Annotated in this window: 11 protein-coding genes and 2 tRNA genes; 4 read left to right on the top strand and 9 right to left on the bottom strand. The window is 64.0% G+C overall.

Going from position 1 to position 14066, the window contains the following annotated elements; genetic code table 11:
- Positions 1-13 precede the first annotated feature (13 nt).
- From ACQ4MJ_RS10620 to ACQ4MJ_RS10600, 5 genes are all read right to left on the bottom strand, one after another.
- Entirely contained in the window at positions 14-775 is a 762-nt protein-coding gene (locus ACQ4MJ_RS10620) for an arginyltransferase (RefSeq protein ID WP_431152734.1), read from the bottom strand.
- Positions 772-1527 carry a leucyl/phenylalanyl-tRNA--protein transferase gene (gene aat, locus ACQ4MJ_RS10615; RefSeq protein ID WP_431152735.1) on the bottom strand — a complete coding sequence of 252 codons (756 nt, stop codon included), beginning with the start codon at positions 1525-1527 and terminating at the stop codon, positions 772-774. The genes ACQ4MJ_RS10620 and aat overlap by 4 nt, the downstream gene beginning before the upstream one ends.
- Positions 1528-1725: 198 nt before the next feature.
- Positions 1726-1801, bottom strand: a tRNA-Asn gene (locus ACQ4MJ_RS10610).
- Positions 1802-1853: 52 nt separating this feature from the next.
- Positions 1854-1929 (bottom strand) — tRNA-Asn (locus ACQ4MJ_RS10605).
- Positions 1930-2066: 137 nt separating this feature from the next.
- Complete coding sequence (locus tag ACQ4MJ_RS10600) at positions 2067-2486, bottom strand: YbaN family protein (protein WP_055393793.1); 420 nt, start codon at positions 2484-2486, stop codon at positions 2067-2069.
- Between the two features lie 107 nt (positions 2487-2593).
- Between ACQ4MJ_RS10600 and def the strand changes: the two genes are divergently transcribed.
- Positions 2594-3133: a peptide deformylase gene (def, locus tag ACQ4MJ_RS10595; RefSeq protein ID WP_228895933.1), complete on the top strand. Its 540-nt coding sequence runs from the start codon at positions 2594-2596 to the stop codon at positions 3131-3133.
- Here the strand turns inward: def and ACQ4MJ_RS10590 are convergent.
- The 3 genes from ACQ4MJ_RS10590 to map form a co-directional block, all read right to left on the bottom strand.
- Positions 3111-3251, bottom strand: coding sequence for a hypothetical protein (locus tag ACQ4MJ_RS10590; protein ID WP_431152736.1), 141 nt, complete (start codon positions 3249-3251; stop codon positions 3111-3113). The genes def and ACQ4MJ_RS10590 overlap by 23 nt on opposite strands.
- A gap of 71 nt (positions 3252-3322) precedes the next feature.
- A complete protein-coding gene (locus tag ACQ4MJ_RS10585; RefSeq protein ID WP_121506713.1) occupies positions 3323-5932 on the bottom strand; it encodes a [protein-PII] uridylyltransferase in 2610 nt (869 codons plus the stop codon).
- Positions 5933-6018: 86 nt separating this feature from the next.
- Entirely contained in the window at positions 6019-6834 is an 816-nt protein-coding gene (gene map, locus ACQ4MJ_RS10580; protein ID WP_055393799.1) for a type I methionyl aminopeptidase, read from the bottom strand.
- A gap of 137 nt (positions 6835-6971) precedes the next feature.
- On the opposite strand from map, the gene purL reads away from it, so the two are divergent.
- A complete protein-coding gene (purL, locus tag ACQ4MJ_RS10575; RefSeq protein ID WP_431152737.1) occupies positions 6972-10979 on the top strand; it encodes a phosphoribosylformylglycinamidine synthase in 4008 nt (1335 codons plus the stop codon).
- 191 nt (positions 10980-11170) lie between these two features.
- Here purL and ACQ4MJ_RS10570 read toward each other — a convergent pair whose 3' ends face one another.
- The gene (locus ACQ4MJ_RS10570; RefSeq protein ID WP_121419814.1) at positions 11171-11854 is read right to left on the bottom strand and encodes a class I SAM-dependent methyltransferase; all 684 of its coding nucleotides are present in this window, start codon (positions 11852-11854) and stop codon (positions 11171-11173) included.
- A gap of 275 nt (positions 11855-12129) precedes the next feature.
- Here ACQ4MJ_RS10570 and ACQ4MJ_RS10565 point away from each other — a divergent pair, with 275 nt between their 5' ends.
- Positions 12130-13116, top strand: coding sequence for a DUF808 domain-containing protein (locus ACQ4MJ_RS10565; protein WP_431152738.1), 987 nt, complete (start codon positions 12130-12132; stop codon positions 13114-13116).
- A 130-nt stretch (positions 13117-13246) separates the two neighbouring features.
- Complete coding sequence (locus ACQ4MJ_RS10560) at positions 13247-13837, top strand: OmpW/AlkL family protein (protein ID WP_055393808.1); 591 nt, start codon at positions 13247-13249, stop codon at positions 13835-13837.
- Positions 13838-14066: the final 229 nt, after the last annotated feature.

Genomic DNA, 14066 nt, shown 5'->3' with positions numbered 1-14066 from the left:
TGCGAGCCTGCATTCACGCGCTCTGATTCGCGCCTGGGCTGGAGCGATGCCACTGGCCATCGGTCCGGATCTCGTGGGGGTGAAAGCGCGCCTTGTAGTTCATCTTGGGGCTGGCCTCGATCCAGTAGCCCAGGTACACATGGGGCAACTCCAGGGAGCGTGCCTGGGCAATCTGCCACATCACGTTGTAGGTGCCGTAGCTGCAATGTGGCTCGGGTTCGTAGAAGGTGTAGACCGCCGAAAGCCCGTCGTCGAGCACGTCGAGGATGGACACCATCTTGAGCGCGCCGGGTTCTCCTGTCATGCCATCTGTTTCGCGGAACTCCACCAGACGTGAATTCACCCGGCTTTGCAGCAGAAACTGCGTGTATTGGTCGATGCTGTCATGGTCCATACCGCCGCCCGCATGGCGGCCGTTCTGGTAGCGCAGATACAGCTGATAGTGCTCGGGTACAAAACACAGGCGCAATACCCGCGCCTGCAGATTGCCGTGCCGCACGGTAGCGCGCCGCTGGCTCCGATCCGGCTGAAACTCGTTCACCAGCACGCGCAAGGGGGTGCAGGCCTGGCAGCCATCGCAATAGGGGCGGTAAGTGAACATGCCACTGCGGCGAAACCCCTTGGCCACGAGATCGGAATACACATCGCTCTGGATCAGGTGGCTGGGCGTGGCGACCTGCGACCGTGCCTGCCTGTCCGGCAGATAACTGCAGGGGTAAGGGGCTGTCGCGTAGAACTGCAGGGTCTGCAGTGGTAGGTCATTGAGTTGCGTCATGCCGTGGGCGCCGTGAAGGGCAGCAGCTCGTTCCAGTATACGGGTTCAAACGACCACGAGAGGGCGGGCTGGTCCAGTGCGTTTTGTATGTGAGACAGGAACTGGGCTCGCGAGATTTCGTGGGCTCCCAATGAGGCCAGGTGCCGGGTGTTCTGTTGGCAATCAATCATTGCCACACCCTGGCGGCGGCACAAGGCCACCAGGGCCGCAAGCGCGATTTTCGATGCATCGGTAGCGTGGGCGAACATCGATTCACCGAACACCGCCTGCCCCAGTGCGACGCAATACAGGCCGCCTGCCAGTTTTCCATCGATCCAGGTTTCAACGCTATGAGCATTGCCCGCTGCATGGAGGCGGGTGTAGGCTTCGACCATCTCGGGCACGATCCAGGTGCCCGCCTGCCCGTCGCGCTCCTTGGTGGCGCAGGCTGTGATCACGTCCAGGAAGTTGTGGTCTATGCGGATCTCGCAGGCTGTATTTGCTCGGAATGCCTGCAGGGTCCTGCGAAGCGAGCGATGGAGTCGGAAGTTCGCCACGGGCAAGACCATGCGTGGATCGGGAGCCCACCACAAGATGGGTTGCCCCGGGCCGTACCAGGGGAACGTGCCCTGGGCATACGCCGCTCGCAGATGCGCTACATCCAGCGTGCCACCGGCAGCCAGGAGTCCGGGGGCGGGGTCGTCGGGTCCCCATGCTTTCGCAGGGTCGGGTAGCGGATCTTCAAGCTCCAGCCAAGGCAGTTGCGGGGGCATGGGGTTGCAATACAAATAGGACTTGCGCAAATCGGCGTGCAACGGCCGCCTCGCCTTGGGATGAGCCGCTTGGCTGGGCCAGTTTTGTGCAAGTCATGACAAAGAACTGTATTGTCAGGCAGGCACAGGGGTGGTGGATCTTCTTGAGGCGTATGAATGAAAAAGCCCACCATGCGTGAACATGGCGGGCTTCTTGGCTGGCTCCTCGACCTGGGCTCGAACCAGGGACCTACGGATTAACAGTCCGGCGCTCTACCGACTGAGCTATCGAGGAATGATCGGTATGTAAAAGGCCCCGCGTACACATGCAGGGCCTGCAAAATTCTTGGCTCCTCGACCTGGGCTCGAACCAGGGACCTACGGATTAACAGTCCGGCGCTCTACCGACTGAGCTATCGAGGAACAAGACTTAGATTATATACATAAAAATTGGGGCTCCGAAGATTTGACGGCGTGTTCTTGCGTGGTGTTGCGGTCGCGTGCCGAGGTGTGCGAATGACGGCCAACTTTCACTAGTCCGGTGAGGGGACGGGTGGGCTTCAGGGCTCGGGGCGGTGCCACAGCCAGGCTGCCACGCAAACCATGGAGGTGATGGCGATACCCACCACCCACGGCCGGGTGCCCGTGGCGAACAGCACGATGCCGCTCAGCGCCATCAGCAGTGTGGCACTCCACTTGGCCCGCCGGCTGACCTTGCCGCCCTGGGCCCAGTTGCGAAGCAGGGGGCCGAACAAGCGATGGTTCCACAGCCAGCGGTAGAGCCGTGGCGAGCTGCGGGCTGCGGCCCAGGCCGCCATGAGGATGAACACCGTGGTCGGCAGTCCGGGAACGATCACACCGATGATGCCCATGACCAGGCACAGCACGGCAAATGCGAGCAGCAGCCAGCGCACGGGCCAGGGCAGGGTGCGCAGTGGCGGCGCGGCGTCTTCGTGGGACTCGGTGGGGGGCTGGGGCATGTCCGTTATTGTGAATGCCCCGGCGGCGGCGCCTGGGCGTGCGCACGCGCTATGCTGCCGCAGCAGCGCATGTGCCGCTTTCTTCTCTTGACCTGAATGCACCTTCGATGACCATCCACACCATCCTGAAGATGGGCGATCCGCGCCTGCTGCGTGTTGCCCAGCCTGTCACTGAATTCGATACCGATGCGCTTCACCTTCTGGTGCGCGACATGTTCGAGACCATGCAGTCTGTCAACGGAGCGGGACTTGCGGCGCCGCAGATCGGCGTGGATCTGCAGCTCGTGATTTTTGGATCTGGCGAGCGCAATCCACGCTACCCGGACCGGCCCGTGGTCCCTCCCACCGTCTTGCTCAACCCGGTCATCATGCCCCTTGGTGATGAGGAGGATGAGGACTGGGAAGGTTGCCTTTCGGTGCCAGGGTTGCGCGGCAAGGTGCCCCGCTGGTCGCGCATTCGCTATACCGGGTTTGATCCGTATGGCGACCCGATCGACCGCACGGTGGAAGGGTTTCATGCCCGGGTGGTGCAGCACGAATGCGACCACCTCATCGGCAAGCTCTACCCCATGCGGGTGCGCGATTTCACGCAGTTCGGCTTTACCGAAGTGCTGTTCCCGGACATCAGTGCCAACGAGGACGACTGATGCCTCCGCCTGACAGGCACACATCCGTCACCGGTGTACCCGCACCGGGATAGATCTTGCTGTGGGTGATGGCTTCGTACGCCTGGTTGCTGAAGCTGCTCAGGGTGAAAGATGTCAAAAAAAGGCCGCTAGCGCTTTCTGGTAAAGCGCTGGTAGCTATTAAAAAGAGAGCATTTTTTCGAGCATGGCTCACGCGGACAGTTCGCGCAGCAGCTCGGTCTCGATCTCGATCTGGCGGGCGTTGTTCTGCAGCTCGGGGCCCTGGATCAGGAAGGTGTCTTCCACCCGCTCCCCCAAGGTGCTGACCTTGGCCAGTTGCACGCTCAGGTGGTGCTGCGCCAGGATACGGGCCACCAGGTAGAGCAGGCCCGCCCGGTCGCTGGCCGAGATGGCAAGCAGCCAGCGCTGGGCCTTTTCGTCGGGGCGCAGCGTGACGCGCGGCGCCACCGGAAAACTCTTGACCCGGCGCGAGACCCGCTTGCGGGCGGGCTCGGGCAGCGGGCCACCGGCCTCGATCACACGCACCAGATCGCTTTCGACCATGTGCGTCAGCTCCCGGTAGTGCCCCGGCTGCGATGAGGCCACCACCTGGAAGGTGTCGAGGGCATAGCCGTTGTTCGCGGTGTGCACGCGGGCATCCAGGATGGAAAACCCCGCGCGGTCGAAATATCCGCAGATGCGCGCAAACAGATCGGCCTGGTCGGCCGCATACACCATCACCTGCAGCCCGTCGCCTGCCAGCGACTGGCGCGCGCGCACCACAGGCTTTGCCGTGCCGACATGGCGCGACAGGTGGCGCGTGTGCCAGGCGATGTCGGCAGCCTCGTGCCGCATGAAATAGCTCACGTCCAGTGTGGCCCACAGGGCCTTGTGTGCCTCGAAGGGCAGGGCGCTCAGGGCCAGCAGCACCAGCGCCTCGCGCTTGCGCGCCTCGATTTCGGCGGCAGCGTCGGGCGCCCGGCCGCCCAGAGTGCGCAGCGTGGCGCGGTACAGGTCTTCCAGCAGTTTGCCCTTCCACGCATTCCACACCTTGGGACTGGTGCCACGGATGTCGGCCACGGTGAGCAGGTACAGCGCGGTGAGATAGCGTTCGTTGCCCACGCGCTGCGCGAACGCGGCGATCACGTCGGGATCGCTCAGGTCCTCCTTTTGGGCGATGCGGCTCATCGACAGGTGTTCGCTGACCAGGAATTCGACGAGTTTTGCGTCCTCGCGGGCGACGCCGTGCTGGCGGCAAAAGCGGCGCACTTCCACGGCACCGATCTGCGAGTGGTCGCCCCCACGGCCTTTGCCAATGTCATGGAAGAGTGCGGCGATGTACAGGATCCACGGCTTGTCCCAGCCGCCAGCCAGCTGCGAGCAAAAGGGGTACTCGTGCGCATGCTCGGCCATGAAGAAGCGGCGCACGTTGCGCAACACCATCAGGATGTGCTGGTCCACCGTGTACACGTGGAACAGGTCATGCTGCATCTGACCGACGATGCCGCGAAACGCCCACAGGTAGCGGCCCAGCACCGAGGTCTGGTTCATCAGCCGCATGGCATGCGTAATGCCCGAAGGCTGCTGCAGGATGCGCATGAAGTTGTCGCGGTTGACCGGGTCGCGGCGGAATGCGCCGTCCATCACGCCGCGTGCGTTGTACAGCGCACGCAAGGTGCGGGCTGACAGATCTTTCAGGCCCACCGTGGTCTGGTAGAGCAAAAAGGTTTCGAGGATGGCGTGTGGGTCGCGCGTGTAAAGGTCATCGCTGGCCACCTCGATGAGTCCGGCCTTTTCGAAGAAGCGCTCGTTGATGGGGCGCGGCTCGTGCGTCGAGGGATTCAGGCGCTCTTCGATGTTCAGCAGCAGGATCTGGCTGAGCTGCGATACCGCCTTGGCCGCCCAGTAGTAGCGCCGCATGAGGCTCTCGCTGGCGCGCATGGGCAGCCGCGATCCGTCGGGCGCCTGTGAGCGGTAGCCAAACGACTCGGCCACGGCGGTCTGCAGGTCAAACACCAGCCGGTCTTCATGCCGCCCAGCGGCGGCATGCAAGCGCGCACGGATGAGGCACAGCACCGCCTCGTTGCGCTCAATCTGGCGCACCTCGAACGCGGTGGCCATGCCGCTGGCGGCCAGCTCTTTCCAGTTGCGGCCCAGCCCCGCGGCCTGGGAGACCCACAAGATCATCTGCAGGTCGCGCAGCCCCCCAGGAGACTCCTTGCAGTTGGGCTCCAGCGAATAGGGCGTGTTCTCGTACTTGTTGTGGCGCTGGCGCATCTCCAGTGTCTTGGCCACCAGAAACGCCTGGGGATTCATCTGCGCGCGGTACTGCCGCTGGAAGTCTTCAAACAGCGCTGCGTTGCCGCACACGAGGCGTGATTCAAGCAGGGAGGTCTGCACGGTGACATCGCCCGCACTTTCGGCCAGGCATTCGGCCACCGTGCGCACGCTGGAGCCAATCTCCAGCCCCGCATCCCAGCAGCTGCCGATGAAACCTTCGAGCTGGGTGCGCAGTGCGCTGCCCGCCTCGGGCGCCGCACCATCGGGCATCAGCAGCAGTACATCCACATCCGAATAAGGAAAGAGCTGGTCGCGCCCGAAACCGCCCACCGCCACCAGGGCCATGTCGGCAGGCAGTTCGGCGCGCTGCCACAGCGTTTGCAGCAGGTTGCCTGCCAGGGTGGACAGCTTGCGCAGCAGCACCCGGATGCCGCGTGTGGAGGCCCCCGTCGCTTTCATGGCGGCCAGCAGCGCCGCTTTGTCGCTGCGGTAGGCGTCCCGCAGGACGTGCACTTCAGGCAGGGCATGGATTTTGGTCATGGTCGTCGAAGGTCGCGCTGAAGAAGGGCCATGCAAAAAGCCATGCAAGAGTTGTGCGAGCCGGCTGGCAGGGGCCGGCGAGCGGGTCAGGTCTTGGTCGCGGTCACAAACGCCGGGAGCGGCGGCGAGCCTGCCGACAGCGTCATGACTTCATAGCCTGTTTCGGTAACCAGCACCGTGTGCTCCCACTGGGCTGACAGGCTGTGGTCCTTGGTCACGATGGTCCAACCGTCGTTACCAAAGTCTTTTACCTCGCGGCGGCCAGCGTTGATCATGGGCTCGATGGTGAACACCATGCCGGGCACCAGTTCTTCGAGCGTGCCGGGGCGGCCGTAGTGCAGCACCTGAGGCTCTTCGTGGAATTTTTTGCCAATGCCATGGCCGCAGAACTCGCGCACGATGGAAAAGCCCTGGCCTTCGGCAAACTTCTGGATGGCGTGGCCGATGTCGCCCAGATGCGCGCCGGGCTTGACCTGCACGATGCCGTGCCACATGGCATCAAACGTGATGGCCGACAGCCGCTTGGCGGCGATCGAGCATTCGCCGATCAGGTACATGCGGCTGTTGTCGCCATACCAGCCGTCCTTGGTGATCACAGTCACGTCCACATTGACGATGTCACCCTTCTTCAAAGGCTTGTCGTTGGGGATGCCGTGGCACACCACATGGTTGACCGAGGTGCACAGCGAGGCCGGGTAGGGTGGATAACCCGGTGGCTGGTAGCCCACGGTGGCCGAGATGGTGCCCTGCTGGGCCATGCACTCGGCGCCCAGGCGGTCGATCTCTTTGGTGGTGATGCCGGGCTTGATGTGGGGGGCGATGTAGTCCAGTACTTCGGAGGCCAGACGGCAGGCCAGGCGCATGCCCTCGATGTCCTCAGCGCTTTTGATGGTGATGCTCATCCTCGGATTATCCCATTGGCCCCCGCGCCACGCAGGCGGTGCGGCCATGCCCGGTAAAATAGCGGGCTCCGGTCCTGGCTGCACGCTGGCGCCCGGAGCCACCCTCTACCCCTGACACCCCCCAACAGGCCGCTACCGTGACCTTGCACATGACCACGCTGGCGGGCGGCAACGCCCTCAGCTCCTTCCGCGCCCAGCAACTTCAACCCGCCCTGGAGGCGATCCACCCCAAGATCAGCGGCATTGCAGCGCGTTTTGTGCACCTGGTCGCTACCGACGCGGCCCCTACACCCACTGAGCAAGAACGTTTGGCCGCGCTGTTGACCTACGGCGACCCTTATGCGGGCCCCGAAGACGGCGCCGTGCTCATCGTCACGCCCCGCCTAGGCACGCTGTCGCCCTGGGCCTCCAAGGCCACCGACATCGCCCGCAACTGCGGCATCGCCATCCGCCGGGTCGAGCGCATCACCGAATACCGCATCAGCCTCAAATCCGGTCTGCTGGGCAAAACCCCTGAGCTGACGGCCGAGCAGCTGGCCCAGGTGGCCTCATTGCTGCACGACCGCATGACCGAATCGGTGGTGGCCGACCGCAGCGCCGCCGCCGCGCTGTTCACCGAACTGCAGCCCGCGCCCATGGAGCATGTGGATGTGCTGGCCGGCGGCCGCGCTGCCCTGGAGGCCGCCAACACCCGCTTTGGCCTGGCGCTGGCTGACGATGAAATCGACTACCTTGTGACTGCCTTTACGGGCCTCGCGCGCAACCCCACCGACGTGGAGCTGATGATGTTCGCGCAGGCCAACAGCGAACACTGCCGCCACAAGATCTTCAACGCGCAGTTCACCATCGACGGCGTGGCGCAGGACAAGAGCCTGTTCGGCATGATCCGCAACACGCACCAGCTGGCGCCCCAGCACACGGTGATCGCGTATTCGGACAACGCTTCGGTGATGGAAGGCCACCAGGTCGAGCGGTTTGTGGCAAAAATGGGATCTGGCGCTGATCCATCAAGCGCCAATAGCTATCAAAAGAGTAGCGTTACCCAGCATGTGCTGATGAAGGTGGAAACCCACAACCACCCCACGGCCATCTCGCCCTTCCCCGGCGCATCGACCGGCGCAGGCGGCGAGATCCGTGACGAAGGCGCCACCGGCCGCGGCTCCAAGCCCAAGGCGGGCCTCACGGGCTTCACGGTGTCCAAGCTCTGGGGCAGCACAGTTGGCAAGCCCGAGCACATTGCCAGCGCGTTGCAGATCATGGTTGAAGGCCCCCTGGGCGGCGCGGCGTTCAACAACGAGTTCGGCCGGCCCAACCTGAACGGCTACTTTCGTGAGTACGAGCAAGAAGTCGGCGGCGTGCAGCGCGGCTACCACAAGCCCATCATGATCGCGGGCGGTGTGGGCGTGATCGATGCCGAGCTGACGAAGAAGATTGAGTTTCCCGCCGGTTCGCTGCTGATCCAGTTGGGCGGTCCCGGCATGCGCATCGGCATGGGCGGCAGCGCCGCCAGCTCCATGGCCACGGGCACCAACGCCGCCGAGCTGGACTTTGACTCGGTGCAGCGCGGCAACCCCGAGATCGAGCGCCGCGCGCAAGAGGTCATCAACCACTGCTGGGCGCAAGGCGCGGCCAACCCGATCCTCGCCATCCACGACGTGGGCGCAGGCGGCCTCTCGAATGCCTTTCCCGAGCTGACCAACGACGCAGGCCGTGGCGCACGCTTTGACCTGCGCGCGGTGCAGCTCGAAGAGTCGGGCATGGCGCCCAAGGAAATCTGGAGCAACGAATCGCAAGAGCGCTACGTGCTGGCCATCGCGCCAGAGTCGCTGGAACAGTTCAAGGCCTTCTGCGAGCGCGAGCGCTGCCCGTTTGCCGTGATCGGCACGGCCACCGAAGAGCGCCAGCTGGTGCTGCACGACCCTGCTGCTACGGCCGACGACCAGAAGCTGCCCGTGGACATGCCCATGAACGTGCTGCTGGGCAAGCCGCCCAAGATGCACCGTGACGTGAAGACCCTGGTGCGTGAATTCGCGCCCATGGACCTGACCGGCGTGCCGCTGCAAAAGGCCGTGATCGACGTGCTGGCCCACCCCACGGTAGCCTCCAAGCGCTTCCTCATCACCATTGGCGACCGCACCGTGGGTGGCCTCAGCCACCGCGACCAGATGGTCGGCCCCTGGCAGGTGCCCGTGGCCGATTGCGCCGTGACCCTGGCCGACTACAAGGGCTTTGCGGGCGAGGCGATGAGCATGGGCGAGCGCACGCCGCTGGCCGCCATCAACGCGCCGGCTTCAGGCCGCATGGCCGTGGCCGAAGCCATCACCAACCTGCTGGCCGCCCCCATCGAGCTGCCGCGCGTGAAGCTGTCGGCCAACTGGATGGCCGCGTGTGGCGAGCCCGGCGAAGACGCCGCGCTGTACGAAACTGTGAAGGCCGTGGGCATGGAGCTGTGCCCTGCGCTGGGCATCAGCATCCCCGTGGGCAAGGACAGCCTGTCCATGCGCACGCAGTGGAGCGAAGGTTCTGAGAAGAAGAAAGTTACCTCGCCCGTCAGCCTGATCGTGAGCGCATTCGCTTCGCTGTCCGACGTGCGCGGCACGCTCACGCCCCAGCTCAACGCCACCGAGACCGACACCACGCTGGTGCTGATCGACCTGGGCAAGGGCCAGAACCGCATGGGCGGCAGCATCCTGGGCCAGACGCTGGAGCAAAGCGGTAACGTGGTGCCCGATGTGGACGACCCGAAAGACCTGGTCAACCTCGTCAACGCAGTGAACGCACTGCGCGCCAAGGGCCAGATCCTGGCGTACCACGACCGCAGCGACGGTGGGCTGCTGGCGGCCGCCGCCGAAATGGCCTTTGCGGGCCATGTGGGCGTGGCGCTGAACGTGGACTTGCTGGTCACTGAAGGCGACGGCATCAGCGACAGCCGCATGGACACGGGCGATGCCAAGAACTGGGCAGGCCAGGTGGGGGCTCGCCGCGAAGAGCTCACGCTGAAAGCCCTGTTCAACGAGGAACTGGGTGTGTTGCTGCAGGTGCGTACTGCCGAGCGCAACGACGTGATGCAGACCTTGCGCGAGCATGGCCTGTCCAAGTTCAGCCACTTCGTCGGCAAAACGCGTCCTGCATCGTCCGAGATCGACGCAGGCAAGGGCGAATTGCAGGTCTGGCGCGATGCCAAGGCCGTATTCAGTGCGCCGCTGGCCGACCTGCACCAGGTGTGGGACGCTGTGAGCTGGAAGATTTGCCAGCAGCGCGACAACCCCGCCAATGCCGATGCCGAACACGCCGCAGCGGGCGAGCCCACCGACCCCGGCATGCACGTGCACCTCACGTTCGACGCCACTGACAACGTGGCGGCGCCATACCTGAACTTCGCCAAACCCAAGGTCGCCATCCTGCGCGAGCAGGGTGTGAACTCGCACATCGAGATGGCCTACACGTTCACGGAAGCAGGCTTTGAGGCCTATGACGTGCACATGACCGACCTGCAGACTGGCCGCGTCAAGCTCGAAGACTTCAAGGGCGTGGTGGCCTGCGGCGGCTTCAGCTACGGCGACACCTTGGGCGCGGGCATCGGCTGGGCGCGGTCCATCACCTTCAACCCCGTGCTGGCCGCGCAGTTCCAGGGCTTCTTTGGTCGCACCGATACGTTTGGCCTGGGTGTTTGCAACGGCTGCCAGATGTTTGCCGAGCTGGCCGACATCATCCCCGGCGCGCAGGACTGGCCACGCTTCACCACCAACCAGAGCGAGCGTTTCGAAGCCCGCCTGTCGCTGGTGGAAGTGCTCGAATCACCCAGCTTGTTCCTGCAGGGCATGGCTGGCAGCCGACTGCCGATAGCTGTGGCGCATGGCGAGGGTTATGCCAACTTCAAGTACCGGGGCAACGCCGACAAGGCCATTGCCGCCATGCGTTACGTGGACAACCACGGGCGCGCGACGGAGCAGTACCCCTTCAACCCCAACGGCAGCGCAGGCGGCCTGACGGCGGTGACCACGGCCGACGGCCGCTTCACGGCCATGATGCCGCACCCCGAGCGCGTGTTCCGCAACGTGCAGATGAGCTGGACGAGTGAAGACAAGGCGCAGTACAGCGGCTGGATGCGCATTTGGCGCAACGCGCGCAAGTGGGTAGGCTGATCCGGCGCTGATCGTCTGCACCGCTGCGGCGGTTGTTGCCAAAAGGCTGGCCCCTCATGGGATCGGCCTTTTTTCGTGGAGCCAACCCTTGAGAAAGGTGGGCGGCGCGGGTGAAAGGGGGCAAGCCAAGGGCTGCTCCGCAACGAGAGCCTGGCCCCCTCGGGTGAGGGTGCTCCCGGCGGCTCAGGGGCTCATCCCATCTTGCGTTGGTAGATCAGCAGGCGGCCCTTGTAGGCCGGGCGGTCTTCCAGGGCCGGGTGGTCCAGGCGCTCTTCCACCACTTCAAACCGGTGCACTGCCATCTGCTTGTGGAAGGTAGAGCGGTTGCCCCGGTTCGGGTCCACGATCCAGATCTGCGCGCCCTGGCCGGCGTGGCGGTCCAGAAAACTGGCCAGCGAGGCGCGGGCGTCGCGTTCATACAGCACATCGCTGCCCATGATGAGGTCGAACTGACCTTGTACCGCGCCTGTTCCCGCGGCGGCGTCCGCGCCCCACTGGCCCGTGCGGTACTTGAGGGGCGGCAGGCCGTTCAGCCGGAGGTTCTCCAGCAGAAACGTTGGTGCCAGCGGGTGGCAGTCGCTGGCGGTCACATCCATGCCGCGCCGGTGGCACACCAGGCTTGCCAGGCCCAGGCCACAGCCAATCTCCAGCACGCGCTCGCCGGTCAGCAAAGGGCGGCTGGCCATGCGTTGTGCCAACTGTGCCCCCGATGGCCAAAGCAGGCCGAACAAGGGCCACGCGGCCGACGATATGCCAAGCGCCTCGGCGGCTCCCAGTGGATCAGAGAACTGTTGCCTGTCGAGCAATGATCGAATGATCAGGTCGGCTGCGCCAGTGATGGCGATGTCTTCGTGTTTGGTGAGGTAGCCGGGCATGGCTTGGGCATGAAGCCCGAATAAGAGCACATGCTCCAGGACCCCAGAGGTGATGGGTGAGGGCGCGAGTATGCGCTTTGTGCGGGGCGGCATTCGCGCCATCCATCGCTGGGCGGAGCAAGGGGCGGCACGCGGGGGGAAACAGGTCGCACATGGGCCGCCCAGACCGAGGGGTCTGTGCAGCGCGGCGCCGTTGGCCTTGGCGTTGCTATAGTCCGGCGCACGCATGGCGGCATGCCCGCCGATTTTGTACAGACTTATTTCAAGGATTCCCCATGGCCACTGGCAGCCTGCTTGCCCTGTTGGACGATATTGCCACCATCCTCGACGACGTGGCCCTCATGACCAAGGTGGCGGCCAAGAAGAGCGCTGCCATGGCCGATGACGTGTCGGTCATGACCAAGGTGGCCGCCCAGAAGACGGCGGGTGTGCTGGGGGATGACCTGGCACTCAATGCCCAGCAGGTCACCGGGGTGCGGGCCGAGCGCGAAATCCCTGTGGTGTGGGCCGTGGCCAAGGGCTCCATGATCAACAAGGTCATCCTGGTGCCTGCCGCGCTGCTGATCAGCGCGTTTGCTCCCTGGGCGGTCACGCCTTTGTTGATGGTGGGGGGCGCTTTTTTGTGTTTTGAGGGCTTTGAAAAAGTGGCGCACAAGCTGCTGCATGCCCAGCACCAGGATGAGGCCGAGCACGAAAGCCATGCCAAGGCCAATGCGAACCCGGCGGTGGACCTGGTAGCCTTTGAAAAGGACAAGATCAAGGGCGCGGTGCGCACCGACTTCATCCTGTCGGCTGAAATCATTGCGATCACGCTGGGCACCGTGGCCTCTGCGCCTTTTGTTCAACAGTTGACCGTGCTGTCGGGCATTGCGGTCATCATGACCATCGGTGTGTATGGCCTGGTAGCGGGCATCGTCAAGCTCGATGACCTGGGCCTGTGGCTCAACAACAAGGCCAGCAGCGCGGCCCGTGCCGTGGGGGCAGGCATCCTGCGCGCTGCTCCCTGGCTCATGAAGGGCCTGTCCATTGCTGGCACGGCGGCGATGTTTCTGGTGGGCGGTGGCATCCTGGTGCATGGCGTTCCGGTGCTGCACCATGCTGTAGAGGGCGTAGCTGCCGCAGCAGGCCAATGGCCGACGGGCGGGTTGTGGAAGGTGGTGGTGGAGAACCTGCTCAACGCGGTGGTGGGCATCGCGGCCGGGGGTCTGGTGCTGGCCGGTGTCACGCTGGTGCAGCGCCTGCGCGGCAAGTCCACAGCGTGAGAATGGGTATGCCTTGATCTAGGTCTAAGGGTTAGTACGGAGGTCTTGAGATAGGGCAAGGTCGGCGGGTGGATGCAGCGGTTCAATACATGCACGGGGGTCGTCCCCGTCCAACCGATGCGAAATCACCATGAAAAAAACTCTGCTGGCTGTAGCCGCTCTGTGTGTTCTGTCTTCTGGCGCTGCGCTGGCGCAACAAGCAGAAGGCCCCTGGATGGTCCGCGCGCGCGTTGTCAACCTTGACAGCGCCAACAAGGACAGCACACCGCTGGGCCTGACGGTCAACGACAAGACCATCCCTGAAGTAGACATCACCTACTTCTTCAACAAGAACATCGCCGCCGAGCTGATCCTCACCGTCCCCCAGAAACACACCCTGCGTGCGGGCGGCGCTGCCATCGGCACGCTCAAGCACCTGCCTCCCACGCTCACTGTGCAATACCACTTTGACGTAGCCGGCTTTAAGCCCTACGTGGGTGCGGGCCTGAACTACACGCGCTTCTCCGGCGTGCACCTGCCCGCTGGTGTGGACATTGACCGCAATAGCTTTGGCCCCGCCTTGCAAGCCGGTGTGGACATTCCGCTGTCCAAGAACCTGTACCTGAATTTCGACGTGAAGAAGGTCTACATCAAGACCGATGTGAGCGCAGGCGGTGCCAAGCTGGGCACCTTCAAGGTGGACCCCGTTCTGGTGGGCGTGGGTCTGGGCTGGCGCTTCTAGTGTGGTGTTGCAGGCTTGACGGCACATTTAAAACCGATGGATTTTTGGTCAGGGCAAGGCGCAAACCACAGCGATACCCGTAGGTATCGCGAGGATTTGCAACGCAGCCCTGGCCGAAAAGACGCGGTTTTAAGTGCCGGATAGCGTGCAACACCACACGAGGGGGGCTGGGTCAAGGTTGGCCCTGTATTTCTGACAGCAAGAGTTCTCCAAGGTTAAAAGGGCTGGC

It is taken from the genome of Acidovorax facilis, from assembly GCF_050626955.1.
GTDB classification, from domain to species: domain Bacteria; phylum Pseudomonadota; class Gammaproteobacteria; order Burkholderiales; family Burkholderiaceae_C; genus Acidovorax; species Acidovorax facilis.
The sequence above is the reverse complement of the archived record's forward strand: the minus strand, read 5'-3'. Positions and strand labels throughout refer to the sequence as shown.